Annotated in this window: 18 protein-coding genes; 9 read left to right on the forward strand and 9 right to left on the reverse strand. The window is 71.3% G+C overall.

The features are described 5' to 3' along the window. Positions 1 to 39: 39 nt before the first annotated feature. The 5 genes from ABGB18_RS27865 to ABGB18_RS27885 form a co-directional block, all read right to left on the reverse strand. Positions 40 to 1,920 (reverse strand): UvrD-helicase domain-containing protein, encoded by a 1,881-nt coding sequence (locus ABGB18_RS27865; protein WP_347698561.1) that lies wholly within the window; start codon positions 1,918 to 1,920, stop codon positions 40 to 42. Between the two features lie 4 nt (positions 1,921 to 1,924). Next, a complete protein-coding gene (locus ABGB18_RS27870; protein ID WP_347698562.1) occupies positions 1,925 to 3,979 on the reverse strand; it encodes a hypothetical protein in 2,055 nt (684 codons plus the stop codon). A gap of 112 nt (positions 3,980 to 4,091) precedes the next feature. After that, positions 4,092 to 4,868, reverse strand: a complete 777-nt coding sequence (locus ABGB18_RS27875; RefSeq protein WP_347698563.1) for a class I SAM-dependent methyltransferase — start codon at positions 4,866 to 4,868, stop codon at positions 4,092 to 4,094. Between the two features lie 102 nt (positions 4,869 to 4,970). Then, positions 4,971 to 6,041, reverse strand: a complete 1,071-nt coding sequence (locus ABGB18_RS27880; protein ID WP_347698564.1) for an ABC transporter substrate-binding protein — start codon at positions 6,039 to 6,041, stop codon at positions 4,971 to 4,973. A 17-nt stretch (positions 6,042 to 6,058) separates the two neighbouring features. Further along, positions 6,059 to 6,289, reverse strand: a complete 231-nt coding sequence (locus ABGB18_RS27885) for a hypothetical protein (protein ID WP_347698565.1) — start codon at positions 6,287 to 6,289, stop codon at positions 6,059 to 6,061. Positions 6,290 to 6,395: 106 nt separating this feature from the next. Here ABGB18_RS27885 and fdxA point away from each other — a divergent pair, with 106 nt between their 5' ends. The 3 genes from fdxA to ABGB18_RS27900 all read left to right on the forward strand — a co-directional run bounded on the left by fdxA (position 6,396) and on the right by ABGB18_RS27900 (position 8,685). Then, positions 6,396 to 6,722 carry a ferredoxin gene (fdxA, locus tag ABGB18_RS27890; protein WP_347698566.1) on the forward strand — a complete coding sequence of 109 codons (327 nt, stop codon included), beginning with the start codon at positions 6,396 to 6,398 and terminating at the stop codon, positions 6,720 to 6,722. 93 nt (positions 6,723 to 6,815) lie between these two features. Then, complete coding sequence (gene dapC / locus ABGB18_RS27895) at positions 6,816 to 7,886, forward strand: succinyldiaminopimelate transaminase (RefSeq protein ID WP_347698567.1); 1,071 nt, start codon at positions 6,816 to 6,818, stop codon at positions 7,884 to 7,886. Positions 7,887 to 8,025: 139 nt separating this feature from the next. After that, positions 8,026 to 8,685, forward strand: coding sequence for a DUF4178 domain-containing protein (locus ABGB18_RS27900; protein WP_347698568.1), 660 nt, complete (start codon positions 8,026 to 8,028; stop codon positions 8,683 to 8,685). A 14-nt stretch (positions 8,686 to 8,699) separates the two neighbouring features. Here ABGB18_RS27900 and ABGB18_RS27905 read toward each other — a convergent pair whose 3' ends face one another. Beyond that, on the reverse strand, positions 8,700 to 9,509 hold the full coding sequence (locus tag ABGB18_RS27905) for a hypothetical protein (RefSeq protein ID WP_347698625.1): 810 nt from the start codon (positions 9,507 to 9,509) through the stop codon (positions 8,700 to 8,702). Between the two features lie 43 nt (positions 9,510 to 9,552). Between ABGB18_RS27905 and ABGB18_RS27910 the strand changes: the two genes are divergently transcribed. The 6 genes from ABGB18_RS27910 (at position 9,553) to ABGB18_RS27935 (ending at position 14,512) form a co-directional block, all read left to right on the forward strand. Then, complete coding sequence (locus ABGB18_RS27910) at positions 9,553 to 10,386, forward strand: 2,3,4,5-tetrahydropyridine-2,6-dicarboxylate N-succinyltransferase (RefSeq protein WP_347698569.1); 834 nt, start codon at positions 9,553 to 9,555, stop codon at positions 10,384 to 10,386. Continuing rightward, the gene (gene dapE, locus ABGB18_RS27915) at positions 10,386 to 11,441 is read left to right on the forward strand and encodes a succinyl-diaminopimelate desuccinylase (protein ID WP_347698570.1); all 1,056 of its coding nucleotides are present in this window, start codon (positions 10,386 to 10,388) and stop codon (positions 11,439 to 11,441) included. The genes ABGB18_RS27910 and dapE overlap by 1 nt, the downstream gene beginning before the upstream one ends. A gap of 203 nt (positions 11,442 to 11,644) precedes the next feature. Then, entirely contained in the window at positions 11,645 to 12,442 is a 798-nt protein-coding gene (locus ABGB18_RS27920) for a TIGR00730 family Rossman fold protein (protein WP_347698571.1), read from the forward strand. A gap of 10 nt (positions 12,443 to 12,452) precedes the next feature. Further along, a complete protein-coding gene (locus ABGB18_RS27925) occupies positions 12,453 to 13,037 on the forward strand; it encodes a TIGR00730 family Rossman fold protein (RefSeq protein WP_347698572.1) in 585 nt (194 codons plus the stop codon). 114 nt (positions 13,038 to 13,151) lie between these two features. Continuing rightward, positions 13,152 to 13,964: a hypothetical protein gene (locus ABGB18_RS27930; protein ID WP_347698573.1), complete on the forward strand. Its 813-nt coding sequence runs from the start codon at positions 13,152 to 13,154 to the stop codon at positions 13,962 to 13,964. Between the two features lie 29 nt (positions 13,965 to 13,993). Beyond that, a complete protein-coding gene (locus ABGB18_RS27935) occupies positions 13,994 to 14,512 on the forward strand; it encodes a DNA-3-methyladenine glycosylase I (protein ID WP_347698626.1) in 519 nt (172 codons plus the stop codon). Here ABGB18_RS27935 and ABGB18_RS27940 read toward each other — a convergent pair. Genes ABGB18_RS27940 through ABGB18_RS27950 form a run of 3 tightly spaced genes read right to left on the reverse strand, consistent with a single transcriptional unit; the run spans position 14,472 to position 18,339 of the window. Beyond that, the gene (locus tag ABGB18_RS27940; RefSeq protein ID WP_347698574.1) at positions 14,472 to 16,730 is read right to left on the reverse strand and encodes a polysaccharide lyase 8 family protein; all 2,259 of its coding nucleotides are present in this window, start codon (positions 16,728 to 16,730) and stop codon (positions 14,472 to 14,474) included. The two genes, ABGB18_RS27935 and ABGB18_RS27940, sit on opposite strands and share 41 nt — an antisense overlap. Positions 16,731 to 16,768: 38 nt before the next feature. After that, entirely contained in the window at positions 16,769 to 17,545 is a 777-nt protein-coding gene (locus tag ABGB18_RS27945; protein WP_347698575.1) for an enoyl-CoA hydratase-related protein, read from the reverse strand. Beyond that, positions 17,542 to 18,339, reverse strand: a complete 798-nt coding sequence (locus ABGB18_RS27950; protein ID WP_347698576.1) for a PaaX family transcriptional regulator C-terminal domain-containing protein — start codon at positions 18,337 to 18,339, stop codon at positions 17,542 to 17,544. Before ABGB18_RS27950 ends, ABGB18_RS27945 begins: the two co-directional genes overlap by 4 nt. Positions 18,340 to 18,393 lie beyond the last annotated feature (54 nt).

The raw sequence follows: 18,393 nt of genomic DNA on the forward strand, positions 1-18,393 counted from the left end.
ACCGGCTGTGGGAGTATATCCGCAGTTCAGACTATGTGATCAGAGGGGTAGAAACGGGCTTCCCCTTCCGGAATGGGAGATATAGAGCATCGTCCGGGCACGAGTGCAGGCGACGAACAGTATGCTCCGTTCGCGCTGCAGGGCACGAGCCCGAGCGTCAGGGTCGGCCGGCGGCGGCTCGGGCACGACGCCCTCCGTCACGCCGATGAGCGCCACCCGCTCGAACTCCAGTCCCTTGAGCTGGGAGAAGGTCGCCACCCGTACGTCGAGGCCGTCCAGCGCCCGCTTGGCGTCGCGGACCAGCCCGGCGTTCCGGGCGCCGACGGCCAGCTCGTCCGCGGGCACGCCGTCCGCCAGCCACGACTCGATGGTGGCCCGCAGCCCGGCCAGCTCCGCCTCGGGGGTGTCGTAGGCCAGGACGACCGGGCGGTCGCCGTTTCGCTCCGAACGCAGCCCGTACATGGCCGTCATGCCCTTGACCAGGCCGCTGGCGGGGCCGCCGCCGCGCAGCCGGATCACGAACGACAGCAACTCCTGGGGCAGGCGGTGGGAGAGGTTGAGCGTGTGCTGGACGGCGGGGATGCCGACCGCGCCGAGCACCACCCGCGTGTCGGTGATCCGCTGGTGCGGGTCGCCGACCACGAACAGGTCGTCATGCGCGTGCGGCGCCGCCGCGCGCAGCAGCCGCCACTGCGCCGGGCTGACGTCCTGAGCCTCGTCCACAATGATGTGACGGTACGGCTTGCGTCCCGGCTCCACATCATCGAGCAGATCTCCGGTATCCCGGGACAGCAGCCTGGTCGCCTCGTCCGTCAGTTCGGCCAGCGAGCGTGCCCCGGGGCCGACCAGCGAGGGGCGGCGGCCCTCCGAGGCGGTCACGATCCGCATGACCAGGCGTTCGGGGTTGTCCACTTCGACCCGCTTGCGTATGACCTCGTCCTCGATCAGCTCGTCCAGCCGCGCGGCCAGCTCGTCGGCCAGCCCCTGCGAGAACGTGACCAGCAGCACCGGCCCGCTGCCGTGCGCGGCCAGGTGGGCGGCGCGGTGCAGGGCGATGACCGTCTTGCCGGTGCCCGCCCCGCCCACGACCAGCACCGGCTGCTCGTAGCGGGCGGCCCGCGCCAGCCGGTGCTGCGGCGGGTGCGGGAACGTGCACCAGGCCGGCGCCTTCAGCACCCGGTCGAGCTCCAGCTTGCCGGGCACGAAGGCCGCCCGGTCGGGGCTGCGCAGCAGCGCCGCGTGCAGGTCCTCGGTGTCGACGGGCCCGCCGCCCGGCCCGCTGACCGGGTTGTCGGGCCGGCTCCGGTCGTTTCGTGCGGTCGTCCGGCAGGTGCTGCCGGACACGCGCCAGGCGTCCAGTTCCCGCCAGGCCTCCGCGAGCGAGCCGCCGCGGGCCAGCACGGCGAGCGGGGCGTGCTGGGTGGGCGGCAGCAGGGGTTCGAGCGCGGCGACGTCGGCCTCGGTCGTGATCAGCCTGAACAGCGGCAGCGCCTGCCCGTCCAGGCCGAGCGCCAGCAGGTCGCCGTCGCAGATCGGGTCGAACAGCCCCGGCGACCGGGCCGACCGGCGTAATGCGGGCTCGACCCGTTCCAGAGCCTCGGCGTCCCACACCTCGACGACGCCGAGCACCGGGTTGACGCCGTAGCGGTGGCGGCGGGCGTACGACCAGGCGTCGGGGTCGGGCAGCACCGTACGCAGCCAGTAGACGTCACGGTGCCGCACCACCACCCCGCGGTGCCTCTCGGCCAGGCGCAGCGTCGCGACCCGGGGATCCCGGCCGCCCCTGACCCGCTCGGGGTGCGGGGCGCCGGCCACGTTCAGCAGGAATCGGCGCAGCGCGACCACGGCGTCCCTGCGCACCGGCTGGGCCAGTGCGCTGAGCTCCCTGGGAAACTCAGGGCCGATCGCGAGCCGCGGCACCGGCTCAGTCCAAGAGAGCGAGCAGGTCGCGGTCGCCGCGTTCGCGGAGCCTGGTGAACAGCTCTGGCAGGCTCACCGGTCCGGTCAGGCCGATCCTGGTGGCGATCACCCTGGCCGCCTGGTCCCGGGTGCCGCCCGGGGCCGTGTACCCGACCAGGCGGAGCGCCTTGGTGATCTGCTCCGCGCCCTGCGCGGCGACCGGCAGGTGCCTGGCCCGTAGCACGCCCTCGTCCGACAGCGTCAGGAAGAGGTGCCCGCCCTCGCGCGCTCCCACGTCCACCAGGAGGCGCTCGATGGACTGCAGCACCGGTCTGCCGTGCCAGGTCATCGTCAGCTCTCCCGCGGCGCTCCTGACCGTCCTCGTCTCGCCGGGCGACAGGTCCAGGTACGTCGCGAACCCGGTCGGCAACGGGCACTCGCCCCCGGCCAGTTGCTCGGCCGTCACGTCGATCCGCAACCACCACCGGCCGTCGGGCTGCCGGAAGCAGCGCCTGGTCTGGGAGACGTCCTTGAGCGGCTGGTCGGCCCCGTCGTCCTCGTCCTCGTCCTCGTCCGGAGCCCCGTTGACCTCCGCCGCCGGAGGCGTCACCGGGGTGAACGCCTGGAACTGCGGCAGGCCCGGAGGCGGCGTCTGGACCGGCCCGAACGCCGACTGCGCCCCGGCCGGCGGTTTGCGCCGGGGCAGCGGGGGCGGTGGGAGCTCCGGCGGGAGCGTCGCCAGCACGAACTGCCAGGCGGGCACCTCCAGCGCGCGGATCTCCATGTTGTGCCAGTCGGCGGCGCCGATGAGCTGATCCTTGGGCGCCGCCGGGCCGATCGTCCTGCGCAGCTCGTCCAGGTGGGCGCGGTACGGGGCCGCCTCGTCGCTGCCCAGCCACTGGTCGAGGCGGGTGCGGAGCTCGTACTCGGTGGCGGTGATCTCGGCCGGGGGGACGGCGAAGAGCTTGGCGAGCTGGTCGACGGCGGAGGGCTGGTCGGTGAAGACCCGGTTCTGTGCGACTGCCCAGCTCTTGTCGTCGAGCCCGGCGAACGCGGCCTCGATGAGCCCGGCCAGCTCGTGGTCCGGGGGCTGCTCCTCGTGCTGTTCTCCGGGGGCGGCGGCGTGGGCCGGCTCGGCGTCTCCGTCCGCGCCCTCGGCGACCGGCTCCTCTTGGTGGGCGGGCTCCTGCTCCGGCGCCTCTTCCCCGGCCGCCTCCTGGTGGGCGACCTCCTCGGCGGGCTCGGGCGCGGGCTCGTCGGCGGTGTCGTACTCGGGCGCCCGCTCCGCGCCTTCGGCCCCGGCCTCGGGCTGGTCGGCCGCGGCGGCCCACCGCTCGGGCGCGCCCTCATGGGGCTCGTCCCCGGTGGCCTCCCGCTCGGCCACGACGGCGGGGAACTGCGCCACGGGCTCGTGCGGGACCTCCTCCTCGAGCGGCTCAGCGGCCCGCTCGGCCGCGACCGCCTCCCGGCCCGGCTCTTCGGCCTCCGGAGCATGCTCCGGCACGTGAGCGACCGGCTCAGGCACTCCGGCGGCGGGCGAGGGCTCCTCGTCACGCGCGGGCTCGCCGGCGTCCGGGCACTCCTGGAGCGGAGCGTCGTGCGGAACCGGCACCGGCACCAGCGCCGGGGAGGCGTCGGACGCGGCACCGGCCTCGACGGGGGCGTGCCACTGCACCGGGTGCGCCAGCCGCGCCAGGACCGCCGTGAACAGTGTGTTCAGCACCGGCCGCGCCTTGATGAAGGGCTGGTCCACGAGCTGCCTGCTGGTCAGCGCCAGCAGCCCGGCCCACGATCCGGCCCGGTCGAGCGCGATCGCGACGGCGGGCTCGTCGGCCTCCTCCGGGTCCAGCACGTGCAATGCCGGCATGACGTCGCCCACCGCGGCCGCGGGCCAGTGCTCCAGGGCGATTTCCGTCAGCAGCTCACCCAGCGGCTCGGGGCCGATGGCCGCCAGGACGTGCGGCATGGGCAGGCTGCGCCACCACGCGTCCGGCAGGTCCGGTTGCCCGGTGAGCAGCGTGATCGTCGACGCGTCGCTCCACCTCAACGGTGGTACGAGGTCGCTCAGACAGAAGTTCATCCCGTTCCGTTCACCAGCCCCTCACGCCGCCGCAGCGGTGCAGCCATAAACTCGCCGCCCACGGAACAGACCATAGTCCGGCAAATCTGCCCTACGCATCATGCACGACGCATCAACGCCGAACCGCCGCAAAGCGTAGCCGCACGTAGTCCGCCATCCAGCCGGTTTCCCTGCGAAGGGCGGGTGCGGCCAGTTCGTTGACGCGGTGGAGCAGGGGCTCCACGATGTCCGGCGGGAGCCCTTCCAGCACCGACGCGGCGAACATGCGCACCCAGTCCGCGGCCCCGCCGGGGCACTCGTCGAGCGGGGTCGGCCGATCGAAATATTCGAGCAACCGGACCACGAAGCCCTCCTGCTCAAGGTGGCGCGCGTACTCGGCAGGCGTGGGAAAGTACCACGGCAGGTCGGGCTCGCGCAGGCCGTATTCGCGCCACGCGGTCAGCATCGCGGCGGTCAGTTCGGCGCAGTTGCCCGCCCCGCCCATCTCCCCGATGAACCGCCCGCCGGGCCGCAGCGCCTCGCGGACGTTCGCTATCACGGTGACGGGGTCGCGGCTCATCCAGTGCAGCGCCGCGTTGGAGAACACCGCGTCGTACGGGTCCGCGACGCTGAAGTCGTGCCCGTCACCGACGATGAAGTTGATCCCGGGATACTGCGCCAGCGCCTTCTCGATCATCGCGGCCGAGCCGTCGATGCCGAGCACGTCCGCGCCCCTGAAGGCGATCTGCGCGGTGAGCACCCCGGTCCCGCACCCGAGGTCGAGCACGCGCTCGCCCGGACGCGGATCCAGCAGGTCGACCAGGGGTGCGCCCTGCGTGGAGACGTAGCCGAAGCTGCTGTCGTAGGCGCGACTGTTCCACCGCTCCAAGCTCGGTGTGTCGTATCGCAAGACGATCAGCTCTCATTCGGTCAGACATCGGGCCCCCGTGGCCGTGCTGTCTGTTCACTTTAGAGCCTGAACGTCCCTACGACATATCAAGTCACTTCGGTCTCACCCCACGCGCTTGGACCATTCCTCCTTCACGTACGCCTTGGCCGCGTCGGCCTGCGGGATCGTGACCAGCACCGGCGGGCCGGGCGCCTTGGGCAGTTTCGCCGCCTGCTCGGCGTCGAGCGAGCCCCTCATGAGCATGGCCTCGCCCCGGGCCGGGCGGGCGAAACCCTTCTGGAGCAGGTTCTGGCCGTCGTCGGAGAAGAGGAACTCCTGCCAGAGACGGGCGGCGGCCGGATGCGGCGCGTCCTTGTTGATCGCCTGCACGCGGTAGTCGCCGAGCGGCGCGTCCCGCGGGATCGTCACCTGCCAGGCGTCGGACTGGTGGGCGCTGCGGGCGGCGTTCAGGTAGTCCCAGGCGACGATGGCGTTGGCCTTGGTCAGGTCGGTGAGCCGGCCCTCCTGCTTGAGCCGGGCGAACAGGTCCACCCCCTGGGAGGCCTGCGGTACCCCGTTGCGCAGGGAGGCGGCCAGCACGCCGTCGAACGCCGAGGCCGAGCGCAGCGGGTCGCCGTCGAGCGCGACCCGGTAGCCGGGCTTGAGCAGGTCGGCGAAGGTGGCGGGCGGTTTGACGGCGCGCGGGTCGTAACCGATGGACATGTAACCGCCATAGGCGGCGTACCAGTTGCCGGCCGGGTCCTTGATCGGGTCGGGGAGGTCCTGCCAGCCCGCCACCTTGTACGGGGCGAACTTGCCCGCCTGGGCGACGGCGACGTCCAGGGTCAGGTCGAACACGTCCGGCCTGAGTTTCGGGGCGGCCTCCAGCTCCCGTCTGCTGCTCGCGCCCGGTTCGAGTTCGTTGACTTTGATGTCGAACTTGTCGGCGAAGGTGTCGATGACCTCGCCGTAGTTCACCCAGTCGCGGGGCAGCCCGATCACATTGAGCTGGCCCTCACGCTTGGCGGCCTCGACGAGCCGCTCGATGGTGCCGAAACCGGCCTTCATCGAACCCGCCCGGACGTTGATCGGCGGGAGCTTCTTGGGATCGGTCGCGTCGGGCTCGGTGGACGACGCGCCGCATCCGGCGCTGGCGAGGATGGCTGCTGCGGCGGCGCAGGTACGTACGGTCACAGCTCGAATACTTACCGTTACTTCGGTCGAGGTCGAGGAGGCGCGGCCGGAACGACCTTGGCCGCGACCAGCGTTTCCGCGAAAATCTCCACGAGCGTGCCATCTTTTTTACGTATATTGAGCACGCCATCCTCCCAGGACTCCAGGATCCCGACCGCATCGCGAAACCCGCCCGGGACGCGCCTTCGGGTGGTGATCCGGGCACCAATGTCCTGAGTTGTGATGGTGATGACAAGGCGCGCGGACACGAGTTTGCCACCCTCCGTTTCGGCCAGCTGGCAAGCACGGCAATACTAGGGCCTAGCAAACCGCGGTCAGAAGTCATGCCATGGTGCGGAGAAGAAGGAGCTCGAGGTGACCTACGTCATCGCGCAGCCTTGCGTGGACGTCCTGGACAAGGCGTGCATCGAGGAGTGCCCCGTCGATTGCATCTACGAGGGCGAGCGCATGCTTTACATCCACCCCGACGAGTGCGTGGACTGCGGCGCGTGTGAGCCTGTATGCCCCGTCGAGGCGATTTTCTATGAGGACGACCTTCCCGAGCAGTGGAAGGACTACTACAAGGCGAACGTGGACTTCTTCGAGGAGCTCGGCTCGCCGGGTGGCGCCTCGAAGGTCGGCAAGATAGACAAGGACCACCCGGTGGTGGCCGCTCTGCCGCCGCAGGGTGAAGACCACTAGCGAGTCCCGCCACGCCACGCACGGGGGCATCCGGGCCGGATGCGCCCCGTCGGCGTGCGCTTTCGCATGGCCCACGCACAACCCTGGAGAACCGTGAACAAACTGCCCGACTTCCCCTGGGACCGGCTGGAGCCTTACAAGAAGCGCGCGCTGGCCCATCCAGGGGGCATCGTGGACCTGTCGGTCGGCACGCCGGTCGACCCGGTGCCGCGGATCGTCCAGGACGCACTGGCCGGGGCGGCCGACAGCCCCGGCTACCCGCTCACTCACGGCACCCAGGAGCTGCGCGAGGCCGCGGCGGCGTGGCTGCGCCGCCGGCACGGCGTCACCGTCGACCAGCGGGACGTGCTCCCGGTGATCGGCTCCAAGGAGTTCGTCGCCTGGCTGCCCACCTACCTCGGGGCCGGCCGGGTGGTCTTCCCCGAGCTGGCCTACCCCACCTACGACGTGGGCGCCCGGCTCGCCGGGGCGGTGGGCACGGCCTCCGACAGCACGCTCGCCCTCGGCCCGGAGAAGGTGGACCTGCTCTGGGTCAACTCCCCGGCCAACCCCACCGGCCGGGTGCTGCCGGCCGAACACCTGCGCAAGATCGTGTCCTGGGCCCGCGAGCGCGGCACGGTCGTGGCCTCCGACGAGTGCTACATCGAGCTCGGCTGGGAGGACGAACCCGTCTCGATCCTGCACCCCGACGTCTGCGGGGGCTCCCACGAGGGGCTGCTCGCGGTTCACTCGCTCTCCAAGCGCTCCAACCTGGCCGGCTACCGCACCGGGTTCGTGACGGGCGATCCCGTCCTGGTCAAGCAGTTGCTGGAGACCCGTAAGCACGCGGGCATGCTCATGCCCCGGCCGGCCCAGGTGGCGATGACGGTCGCGCTGTCCGACGACGAGCACGCCGAGCGGCAGCGCGAGCTCTACGCCGCCCGCCGCGCCCTGCTGCGGCCCGCGCTGGAAAAGGCGGGGTGGAGCATCGACCACTCGACGGCCGGGCTCTACTTCTGGGCCTCCAACGGGCAGAGCGCCTGGGATCAGGTCGGCAAGCTTTCCGAAATCGGGATTTTGGTCGCGCCCGGCGAGTTCTACGGACCGGCAGGTGGGCGGCACGTCCGCATCGCCCTCACGGGGACCGACGAGCGGATCAGTGCGGCAGTGCGCCGCCTCCAGTAGGATCGCGCGTCATAGCCCGGCCGCACGGGCTTGATCGCTTACACGTTGATCGCAAACACGGTGATCGCAAAACATGGTGATCGCAACAAATTGATAAGGGCTTGTGCCGAGGCAGACCGCGAGTGGAGCGAGCTGATCGATGAGCATGACCTCCATGGTCGTTCTCGGGCTGAGCATCGTCACCATCCTGTTGCTGCTGGGGGCCTTCCTGGCCACCCTGCGGCAGGACAGGAAGGGGCGCACGAGCGCGCCGCCGGTCGAGGTCGCTCCCGTCGAGACCCCGCCGCTGCCGGCGCCGGTGAGCGCGCCCGGACATGCCGGCTCCGACTACACCGACCCTCGCACGATCCGCGTCGACGACCGGATCGAGGTGCACGGGTCTCCCGCGCGCGTGCTCGGCGCCATGCACGTCTCCTGGCAGGGTAACCAGTGGACCGAATACCTGCTGCGTGACCGGTCCCGGCGCCACCAGTGGCTGTCCGTGGAGGTGCTTCCGGGCGAGCCGCCGCACCTGGAGGTGCAGCTCTGGACGGACGTGCCCACGCAGGGCATGGTGCCGGCCAAGAGCATGCTCATCATGGAGGGCGTGGAGTTCTTCCCGATCGAGCGGGGCACGGCCGCGTTCCGGAGCGAGGGCAACACCGGCAACTCCGAGCGGGGCCTGCTCGACTTCGCCGACTACCGCGCCTCCGACGGGCGCCTGCTCTCCTTCGAGCGCATCCAGGGCGGCGCCTGGACGGCCGCCTACGCCCAGCCGCTCCCGCCTGGCTCGATCTCCATCGTCCGCCGCGCCCGCTGACCCGGCGGACCGGGTCAGGAGAGCTCCACCCGGCGGTCGGTCGACTTGCCGCCGGTCTGCCAGCCTTCGAGCTCCATGTTGTTGGACCAGATGGCGCCGCCGTAGCCGACGTGGCTCAGCGCGTACTTCTCCGCGTGCGCCACCGACCACGAGGCGATCAGCCAGCCGCGCCGCTTCGTCGTGATGGCCATGCTGCCCAGCGCCTTGGCGAGCTGCTTGCGCGCCTGCTCGGCCTGGGGCGGGGGCGGGGAGCCCTTGCCCGGCGGATACCAGCAGTGCAGGGACTGGGGGACGCGGCCGGTGAAGGTGGCGGCCAGGATCTTGGCGTCCTGCTCGTGCTGCGCGTACGCGTAACCGCCCGCCGAGCGCTGCACAGCCTGGGCCGCGTCCGCCAGCGGGAGCTTTCGGTAGCCCTTCACCTTGACCAGCGCGGCGAAGAACTTGTTGGTGGCGTAGACCGGGTCCATGAGCTGCTTGCGCTTGCCCCAGCCCTGCGACTCGCGCTGCTGGAACACCCCCACCGAGTCGCGGTCGCCGTAGTCGAGGTTGTAGAGCTTCGACTCCTGCAACGCCGTCGCGTACGCGATCACCACGGCCCGCTCCGGCAGCCTGCGACGCGCCGCGACGGCTGCGATGGTGGCCGAGATCTGGGCCTGCTCCGGGTAGAGGTAGAGCTCGCCCTCGGGGGAGCGGACCGTGCAGTGCGCCTCGGGCACCGCCAGCGGTGTCGCCCTCTTCAGCAGGTGGTAGAGGCCCACGGAGATGGCCACGGCCAGCACGATGACGATGATCGCGATGGTGATGACTCCGCGGGAGAAGCGCATGCGCACCCTGAGAAACCTACCCGGCCGGATAAGCTCCGTGGCCATGAGTCACGTGAGCACCTCGTCACCGATGTCACCGGTCGTGGACGAGCTGTGGGAGCGCCGCGCGGAGCTTTCGCCGGCCGACGTTGATGCGCGCCACCTCGTGGTCAGCGCGGTCGACCTGCTCGACAGGGGTGAGGCGAGGGCCGCGCACCTGGTCGACGGCGAGGTGGTGGTGGACGAGCGCGCCAAGCGGGCCATTTTGCTCAGCTTCAAGGTGCTGGGCATGGCCCGCACGCAGGTCGGGGACTTCCAGCACCACGACAGGCACCCGCTGAAGAGCTCGTTCGACGGGGTGCGGGTGGTGCCGGGCGCGATCGCTCGCTGGGGCTCCTATCTGGCGCCGGGCGTGGTGCTGATGCCGTCTTTCACGAACATCGGCGCGTACGTGGACTCCGGCACGATGGTCGACACGTGGGCCACGGTCGGATCCTGTGCCCAAATCGGGAAAAATGTGCATTTGTCCGGCGGATCCGGCATCGGCGGCGTGCTGGAGCCGCCCAACGCCGTCCCGGTCGTCGTGGAGGACGACGTGCTGATCGGCAGCCGCGCGATGATCGTCGAGGGTGCCCGCGTCGGCCGGGGCGCGGTCGTCGGCGCTGGAACGATCCTGTCGGCGTCCATCCCGGTGATCGACGTCCAGACCGGGCAGGAGCTGGCCCGCGGCCGCATCCCCGACTGGAGTGTGGCCGTCGGCGGCACCCGCCAGAAAGAGTTCCCCGGCGGCACGTTCGGGCTGCCGTGCGTGCTGGTGATCAAGCGCCTGGAGCCGGGGGAGCGGCACGACAAGGCGGCGCTCAACGAGGTGCTGCGCGAACACGGAGTGAACACCTGATGCTTGACCTGACGCAGGACGTACGCGCGCTGACCGCCGCGATCGTGGACATCGAGTCGGTGAGCGGCGCCGAGCGGGCGCTGGCCGACGCGGTCGAGCGGGCGCTCACCGCACTGCCGCACCTCAAGGTCGAACGGTCCGGGGAGACGGTCGTCGCCCGCACCGACCTGGGCGCCTCCGAGCGGGTGCTGATCGCCGGGCACCTCGACACCGTCCCCGTCGCGGCCAACCTGCCCAGCCGGGTGGAGGGTGACCTCCTGTACGGGTGCGGCACGTCCGACATGAAGGCCGGCGTGGCGGTCGCGCTCAAGCTGGCGGCCACCCTGCCCGCCCCGAACCGGGACGTCACCTACGTCTTCTACGACTGCGAGGAGGTCGAGTCCGAGCGCAACGGCCTGACCAGGGTCGCCAGGGACCACCCCGGCTGGCTCGCGGCCGACTTCGCGGTGCTGATGGAGCCGACCGACGGCGTCATCGAGGGCGGCTGCCAGGGCACGCTGCGCGCCGAGGTCACCGTGCCGGGCAAGCGCGCCCACAGCGCCAGGTCGTGGTTCGGGGTCAACGCCATCCACGGGATCGAGCCGGTGCTGGCCCGGCTGAACGCCTACGAGGCGCGGCTGCCGGTGGTGGACGGGCTCGAATACCACGAGGGCCTCAACGCGGTGGGCGTGCGGGGCGGGGTGGCGGGCAACGTCATCCCGGACCTGTGCGTGGTGACCGTCAACTACCGCTTCGCCCCCGACCTGTCGATCGAGCAGGCGCAGGAGCACGTACGGGAGGTGTTCGACGGATTCGAGGTCGGCTTCGTCGACGCCGCGCCCGGGGCCAGGCCGGGGCTGACCCATCCGGTGGCGGCCGCCTTCAGCGCGGCCGTCGGCGGCACCCCGCGCGCCAAGCTGGGCTGGACGGACGTCGCCCGCTTCTCCGCGCTGGGCGTCCCCGCCGTGAACTACGGGCCGGGGGATCCGAACCTGGCGCACCAGCAAGGGGAGTACGTGTCGCTGCCCAAGATCGTCGAGAGCGAGCGGGCCATGCTCGACTGGCTCTCCGCCTGACAGACCCCACACATGAAAGTGGCTTTCCTCGCCGGCCATTTGGCGGGGAAAGCCACTTTCAGTCCCGAGCAGCACCCTCGACGATTAGACGCAGACTGGTAGAAATCTGGTTCCCCGCAGTTCCCAAGTTTTTTCAAGAACCCGCTTTCCCCGGTCTACCAGGGGTTTCGCGACCGTAAGAGAAGGAGGCTACCGTAACCCGCATGGAACAACCCCGTCGAGAACGCCGTCAAGGGCAGGCCGTCGTCCGCGGCAGCCTGGTCCCCACCTCCACCCATGACGAGCGTCTGCTGGCCCGTCAGGGATCCTCCGACTGGGTGCACATGGACCCGTGGCGGGTGCTGCGCATCCAGGCCGAGTTCGTGGAGGGCTTCGGCCAGCTCGCCGAGCTTCCCCCGGCGGTCACCGTCTTCGGCTCGGCCCGCACCACCGAGGGCTCGACCGACTACGAGATGAGCCAGGCACTCGGCCGGGCGCTGGCCGAGGCGGGCTACGCCGTGATCACGGGCGGCGGGCCCGGCGTCATGGAGGCGGCCAACCGCGGCGCGCAGGAGGTGGGCGGCGCGGTGTCGGTCGGGCTCGGCATCGAGCTGCCCTTCGAGCAGCGCATGAACGACTTCGTGGACCTGGGCATCGAGTTCCGCTACTTCTTCGTGCGCAAGACGATGTTCGTCAAATACTCCTGCGGCTTCATCACCCTGCCCGGCGGTTTCGGCACGCTGGACGAGCTGTTCGAGGCGCTCACGCTGGTCCAGACGCGCAAGGTCACCTCCTTCCCCGTGGTGCTGGTCGGCTCGGAGTTCTGGGGCGGGCTGCTCGAATGGATCAAGGCGACCCTGCTCAGCACCGGCAAGATCGCCGCCCAGGACCTCGACCTGATCTCCGTCACCGACGACGTGGACGAGGCCGTCCGCATCATCGTGGACGCCGACCGGGCCCGCTCCATGCAGCGCATGGAGGAGCTGGAAGCCACGGAGGCCCAGTACGCCGAGCCCCAATAGGCGGCGCTTCGTGAACATCTGCGTCTTCTGCGCCTCAAGTCAGCACATCGACCTGAAATACATCGACTTGGCCGGACAAGTCGGTGCCGAGCTCGCCAAGCGCGGCCACACCCTGGTCAGCGGCGGAGCCACGGTCTCCTGCATGGGCGCGGTCACCTCGGCCGCCCGCGCCGCCGGCGGACGCACGATAGGCGTGATCCCGCAGGTCCTGGTGGACATCGAGATCGCGGACGAGGAGTCGGACGAGCTGATCGTCACCCCCGGCATGCGCGAGCGCAAGGGCCTCATGGACGCCCGCTCCGACGCGTTCCTGGTGCTGCCCGGCGGCATCGGCACGCTGGAGGAGCTCTTCGAGATCTGGACCGCGCGGGTGATCGGCATCCACGACCGCCCCCTGGTGATCCTCGACCCCTGGGGCCTGTACGAGCCGCTCAGACAGCTCGTGACCGGCCTGTACGACGAGGGCTTCACCCGGGCCGACGTCTTCGACGCGATCTCCTGGACCACCACCGTGCAGGAGGCGTTCACCCATCTGGAGGCCCGCACCCAGCCGGTCAGGCCCAGCGTCGCGGAACTCGGCGAGGCCACCGGCTGACGGCGCGCGCGGGCGGCGTGACCTGCGCGGTCGCGGTGCCCGCCGCGCCCGGAGACGCACCGGCCGCGGCAAGTGCGGGACCTCGTGCCCCAGTGGTGTGAGTACGATGCCAATGTGCTGGTCATACTCGCCATCGCCGCCATCGCCATCTTGGCGTGCGTGGTCCTGGTCTCCCTCGGTAGGGGCGGTGAGCTGACCGAGTTCCCGCCGGACGTGCCGCCGCTCGACCTGCCCGAGCCGGGGCAGCTCACGGCGGTCGACTTCATGGCGCTGCAACTGCCGGTCAACCTGGTCGGCTACCACACCGCCAGTGTCGACGAGACCCTGCGCAGGGCCGCCACCGCGATCAGCGCGCGTGACACCCGGATCGCGGTGCTGGAGCAGCGGGTGTCCGAGTTGCTGTCGAGCCGGCTCCACGCGCGCCAGGAGGTTCATGCCGGGCCGGGGGCGGGGCTACGCACCGACCATGAGCCTGAGGCCCCGCCCGTGCCCCGGGAGCTGCCGGAGGCGGGCGACCCCGTGACGGCGAGCGGCACCGCGGTCGCCTGGGACGGCGCCGCGGAGCTGAGCCACCCGCCGGAGGACCCGGAGTGGCACGTGCCCCCGGCCGGCGCCGGCCGGCCCGACGGGCACCAGGACACGACCGAAGCCGAGCCCGCCGAGCCCTGGGACGACCAGCCCGGCGAGCCCGAGGACGCAGCCAAGCCGGCCGACGAGACCAAGCCCGACGAGACGGAGCCCGACAAGGCGAAGGCCGACGAGACGAAGGCCGACGAGACGAAGGCCGACGAGACGGAGCCCGACGAGGCCCAGGCGGACGGGATCGAGGCCGGCCGCGAGCCCGTGGAGGTGGCCGGGGCCAGGGACGGGGACGGGCTTCAGGGCGAGGCCGCGGCGGCCGGCAAAGAGGGGGACGAGCGTTCGTGACCGAGTTGACCCGCTGCTGGTGGCCGGGCATGGCCGACCCCATGTACATCGCCTACCACGACGAGGAGTGGGGCCGCCCGCTCAAGGGCGATGACGAGGTCTTCGAGCGGGTGGCGCTGGAGGCGTTCCAGTCGGGTCTGTCGTGGCTGACGATCCTGCGCAAGCGGGAAAACTTCCGCGCCGCCTTCGACCACTTCTCCATCCCCAAGGTGGCCTCCTACACCGAGCAGGACGTGGAGCGCCTGCTCGGCGACCCCGGCATCGTCCGCAACCGCGCCAAGATCGAGGCGGCGATCGGCAACGCCAGGGCCGCGCTCGACCTGCCCGGGGGCCTGTCGGATCTGGTGTGGCGCTTCGCCGAGCCGGACTCGCCGGTGCCCAAGACGATGGCCGACGTGCCGGCCATCACCCCGGGCTCCAAGGCTCTGGCCAAGGAGCTGAAGGGGCACGGCTTCAGGTTCGTCGGGCCGACCACGGCCTACGCGTTGATGCAGGCCATCGGCCTGGTCAACGATCACGTCGAGGGTTGCGTGGCGCGTACACGTTGAGTTCGGCGGTGTGGGTGCCGCCGCGTGACCCGCCGAGCCGGGCGACGACGGCGGGGTGCTTGCCCGTCTTCACGGTGATGGTGTCGTCGCACCAGGCGACGTCGCGCGCCGGGCGGTCGAGCGTGAGCGTCACCTCGTCCACCGTCCAGCTCGGGTCGGCCACGGCCAGGGTGACGCGCTCGCCGGTGCGCCACATGAGCACCAGGCACGGCGCGTCGGCGCCCATGCCCGCCACCTCGGCCGCCCCCCAGAACGTGGCAGCGACCAACGGGCCCGTCTGCACGGCCTGCACCCGCGAGGTGTTGACCAGCACCCGCACGGGACGCCGGCCGCGATAGGCCCGGGTCCGCTCGCGGCTGGCGTTCGGCAGCACGATGTAGGCGTAGGACTCGTCCACGGGGCGGCGGCCGTGATCCAGCCAGAACGTCACGTAGCGCCGCGTGACGAGGTCGAGGGCGCCGGCGGTGTCGTCGCCCGCGTTGATGTCACGCCATCGGCCCGTGCGCGTCTCCACGAGGGTGCGCGCCCCGTCGAACACGTAGCCGCCCACGCCCGCCAGATGCGCCCACCCGTCCCCGAGGTACGGCTCGGCGTCCGTGGCCCGGTTTTCCACCACGGTCTCGATGGCCTCGCCGTCGAGGCTGGTGATGCCGCTGCCGAGCGCCACCACGGCGTTGTCCAGGAAATACCACGACTTGCGCGCCTGCAGGCTCACGCCGTCGCCGAGCAGCTCCATGGCGGCGGCACCATAGCGGCCTTTGAGCACCACGCCCCCGGCCACCGCGTTGGGCGGGCGGTAGGCCCGGAAGGAGAGGTCCTCCCGGGTGCGGGTGTCGACCGTGATCCCGGGCAGCCGATACGGGTCCACCGTCGGCCAGAAGTCCGTGCCGAAGTGGCCCGGGTCGCCGGCGTAGAGGTAGGTCATGCCGTCGCCGGTGTACCAGCCGTGCAGGTTCTCGCCGTTGATCGCCTCGTAGGCGGCGATGCGCCGCGACGACATGCTGACCGCGAACGACCAGCCGGGCCGCCGGTGCACCACCCGGTCCATCGAGGGGAACACGAAGTGCCCGACGGGCCCCGGCGCGGCCTCGATCGTCTTGTCGTCCAGCACGGCGACCGCCCGCCGCGTCTCCGGCACGTCCGCGTGCTCCAGGTAGGGCCGTGCCCTGCCGCGCTCGATCCACCCCTTGGCCAGCCCCTTGAGCCGGCTCGCGTACGGCTCCTCCGCGCTCTGCGCGAGCAGCAGCACCGCCCCGGTCGCGGCGTGACCGGCCACGCTGTCGGAGAACGCCTGCCGCGTGGCGGCCCGCCCCCTGACCGTGTCCATCAGCAGCCCGTCGTGGACGAACGGGGCGAAGGACGCCTTCACCGCGTCCAGCACCAGCCGCCGCCCCGGGTCGGTCACCTCCCACGGCGACCCGCGCAGCAGCGCGAGCGTCTGGGCGACCGCGGTGAGCAGGGACAGGCCGTAGGAGCCGGTGTAGGCGACGTCGCCGTGCTGGATGAACGACCCGTCGCGGTAGAACCCGTCGCCGGACTCGACGTAGCCGAACACGCTGTGCCGGCCGCCGCCACGCACGTCCGACAGGCCGTCGCGGGCCTGCGCCAGCTTGTCGGCGCTGCGCCCGGCCACCCCGCGGAAGGCGACGATGGCGGCCTTGTCGGCCCGGTTGGCGCCGCTCTCGCCGGCCTGCGGGTTGCCCGCCCGGCAGTCGGCGTCCGGGCAGAACCGGTCGATCGCCCCCACGTACGCGCCGAGCCTGCCCGCGTCGAGCCGGTCGCCGAGCAGCACGCACGTGCGGGACAGCTCGGCCGGCGTGCCGATCTCCCAGAACCACCAGTTTCCCGTCTCGGGCAGGCTCTCGTTGTAGTGGCGCTCGTGGAGCAGGTCGAGCGCGTCCACCACCTTCGCCGCGACCGCGTCGTCGCCGTGCAGCGCGGTGCCCGGCGTGGCCCAGGCCGTGGCGATCAGGCGCAGCCGGGCGTAGCTGCCCGTGACGTTGCCCGGCCGGCCTTCGAGCGGCAGGTCGGGCCACATCACCGAGGGGATGAGCTGGGCCAGCCAGTCCGCCGCCGTCGTGCTCAGCCTGGCCAGCGGCCTGGCGTAGACCGGATCGGAGACGTCGATCGCGCCGCCGGTCAGCAGGTCGACCGCCGCGGCGCGAAGGGCTGCGAAGTCGTGCGGGGCGGGCACGCGCGAGGCATCGGAGTGCTGCATGGCGCCAGGAATATCGTATCGGGAGCGTGGCGGGGCCGTTACTCACCGTTGAAGGTCGGGGGTTCTTTGGCGAGGAAGGCATGCGTGGCGTTCAGGTGATCCCGGGTGGCCACGCATTCGTCCTGAAGGTCGGCTTCCATGGCCAGCGAGTCGGGCAGCGAGTGCGTCGCGGAGTAGGCCAGCGCCCGCTTGGTGGCGGCGTAGGCCAGGGTGGGGCCCTGCGCGAGGCGTGCGGCGAGTTCCTGGGCGGTTTTCAGCAGGTCGCCGGCCGGGACCACGCGCGTGACCAGGCCCAGCTCCAGTGCGCGGGGCGCGTCGAGCGGCTCGCCGAGCAGCAGCAGTTCGGCGGCTCGGCCCCGGCCGACCAGGCGTTGCAGCGTCCACGACGCCCCCGAGTCGGGGGCCAGGCCGATGCCCGCGAACGCCAGCGCGAACTTGGCCTTCTCCGAGGCGATCCGCAGGTCGCAGGCGAAGGCGAGGGACGCGCCCGCCCCGGCGGCCACGCCGTTGACGGCGGCCACCACCGGCTTGGCCATCGTGGTGATCAGCTCGACGACCGGGTTGTAGTGCCGCCGGACGGTGTCGTCCAGGCCGCGGCCGGCCTCCAGGTTGTCGGCGTGCTGGCGCAGGTCCTGGCCCGCGCTGAAGGCCCGGCCCGAGCCGGTGAGCAGCACGGTCCTGACCGCGCGGTCGTCGGCCGCGCCGCGCAGCGCGGCGAGCAGGGCCTGCTTGGTCTCGACGGTCAGCGAGTTCATCGCGTCGGGGCGGTCGAGTGTGATGGTGGCGACGGCGTCGGCCACGTCATAGCGGATCAATTCAACTCCCTGTCGACGAACGTGGCGGCTGCGGGCAGCAGCCGGACGGCCTCCTGCTCGAAGTAGGCCCTGGCCTTCTCGCCGGGCCAGCCCGCGGGCAGCAGCTCGGGCGGCAGGCCGGGGTCGCGGAACAGGAAGTTGCGCCAGCCGTGCACCAGCCTGCTCCGCGTGGCGAACACCTGGTCCGCCGGTGCTCCCTCGGGCAGTGTGCTGATCAGCGTGACAGCGTCGGCGTGCCACTGCTCGTACGCCTCGCCGATGGCGGTCAGATCCCATGCCCGGGAGACCAGCTCACGCGGATCGCCTTCGAGCGCCGCGTCGAACCTGTCGGCCCGCACCTCCTCGGCTTCGAGCAGATTGTCCAGCTCGATCGACGATCGTGGACCGATCCACGTCGTCTCTGACAGCGACGCGTAGCCGAGGAAGGTGAGGTCGGCCCGCAGGCGTTCGCGCCTCGGCCGCTCCCTGACCGGCTCGAACACGATGACGTGCCAGCGCCCGTGCCAGGTCAGCGCGCCGGCTCGGTAAATTCTCAGTGCGGCCTCGTCCAGCCGCCTGACACACTTGGGCGTCACCCCGTAGCCGGCGCCCTGCGGCAGTTTGAGCGGCCGCAGCCATCCTTGTCTCACCATTCGGGAAACCGCCGTGCGCACGGCCGGAGCGGCGATCTCCAACGGCTTCATGAGCCTGACCAGCGCGGCGACGGACGCCTGCCCACCTCGTGAACGCAGGTGGTCTCCATACAGGTCGAACAGAGCGGCGCGAGCGTGCACGAAGTCCAGTTTGGCCGTCATCGCTTGGCTCTACAACGCATTCTGGGAGGAGATCGTTACCCATGAGGGCTCTCG

The sequence above is a fragment of the Nonomuraea sp. B12E4 genome (assembly GCF_039871825.1).
Taxonomy (GTDB): domain Bacteria; phylum Actinomycetota; class Actinomycetes; order Streptosporangiales; family Streptosporangiaceae; genus Nonomuraea.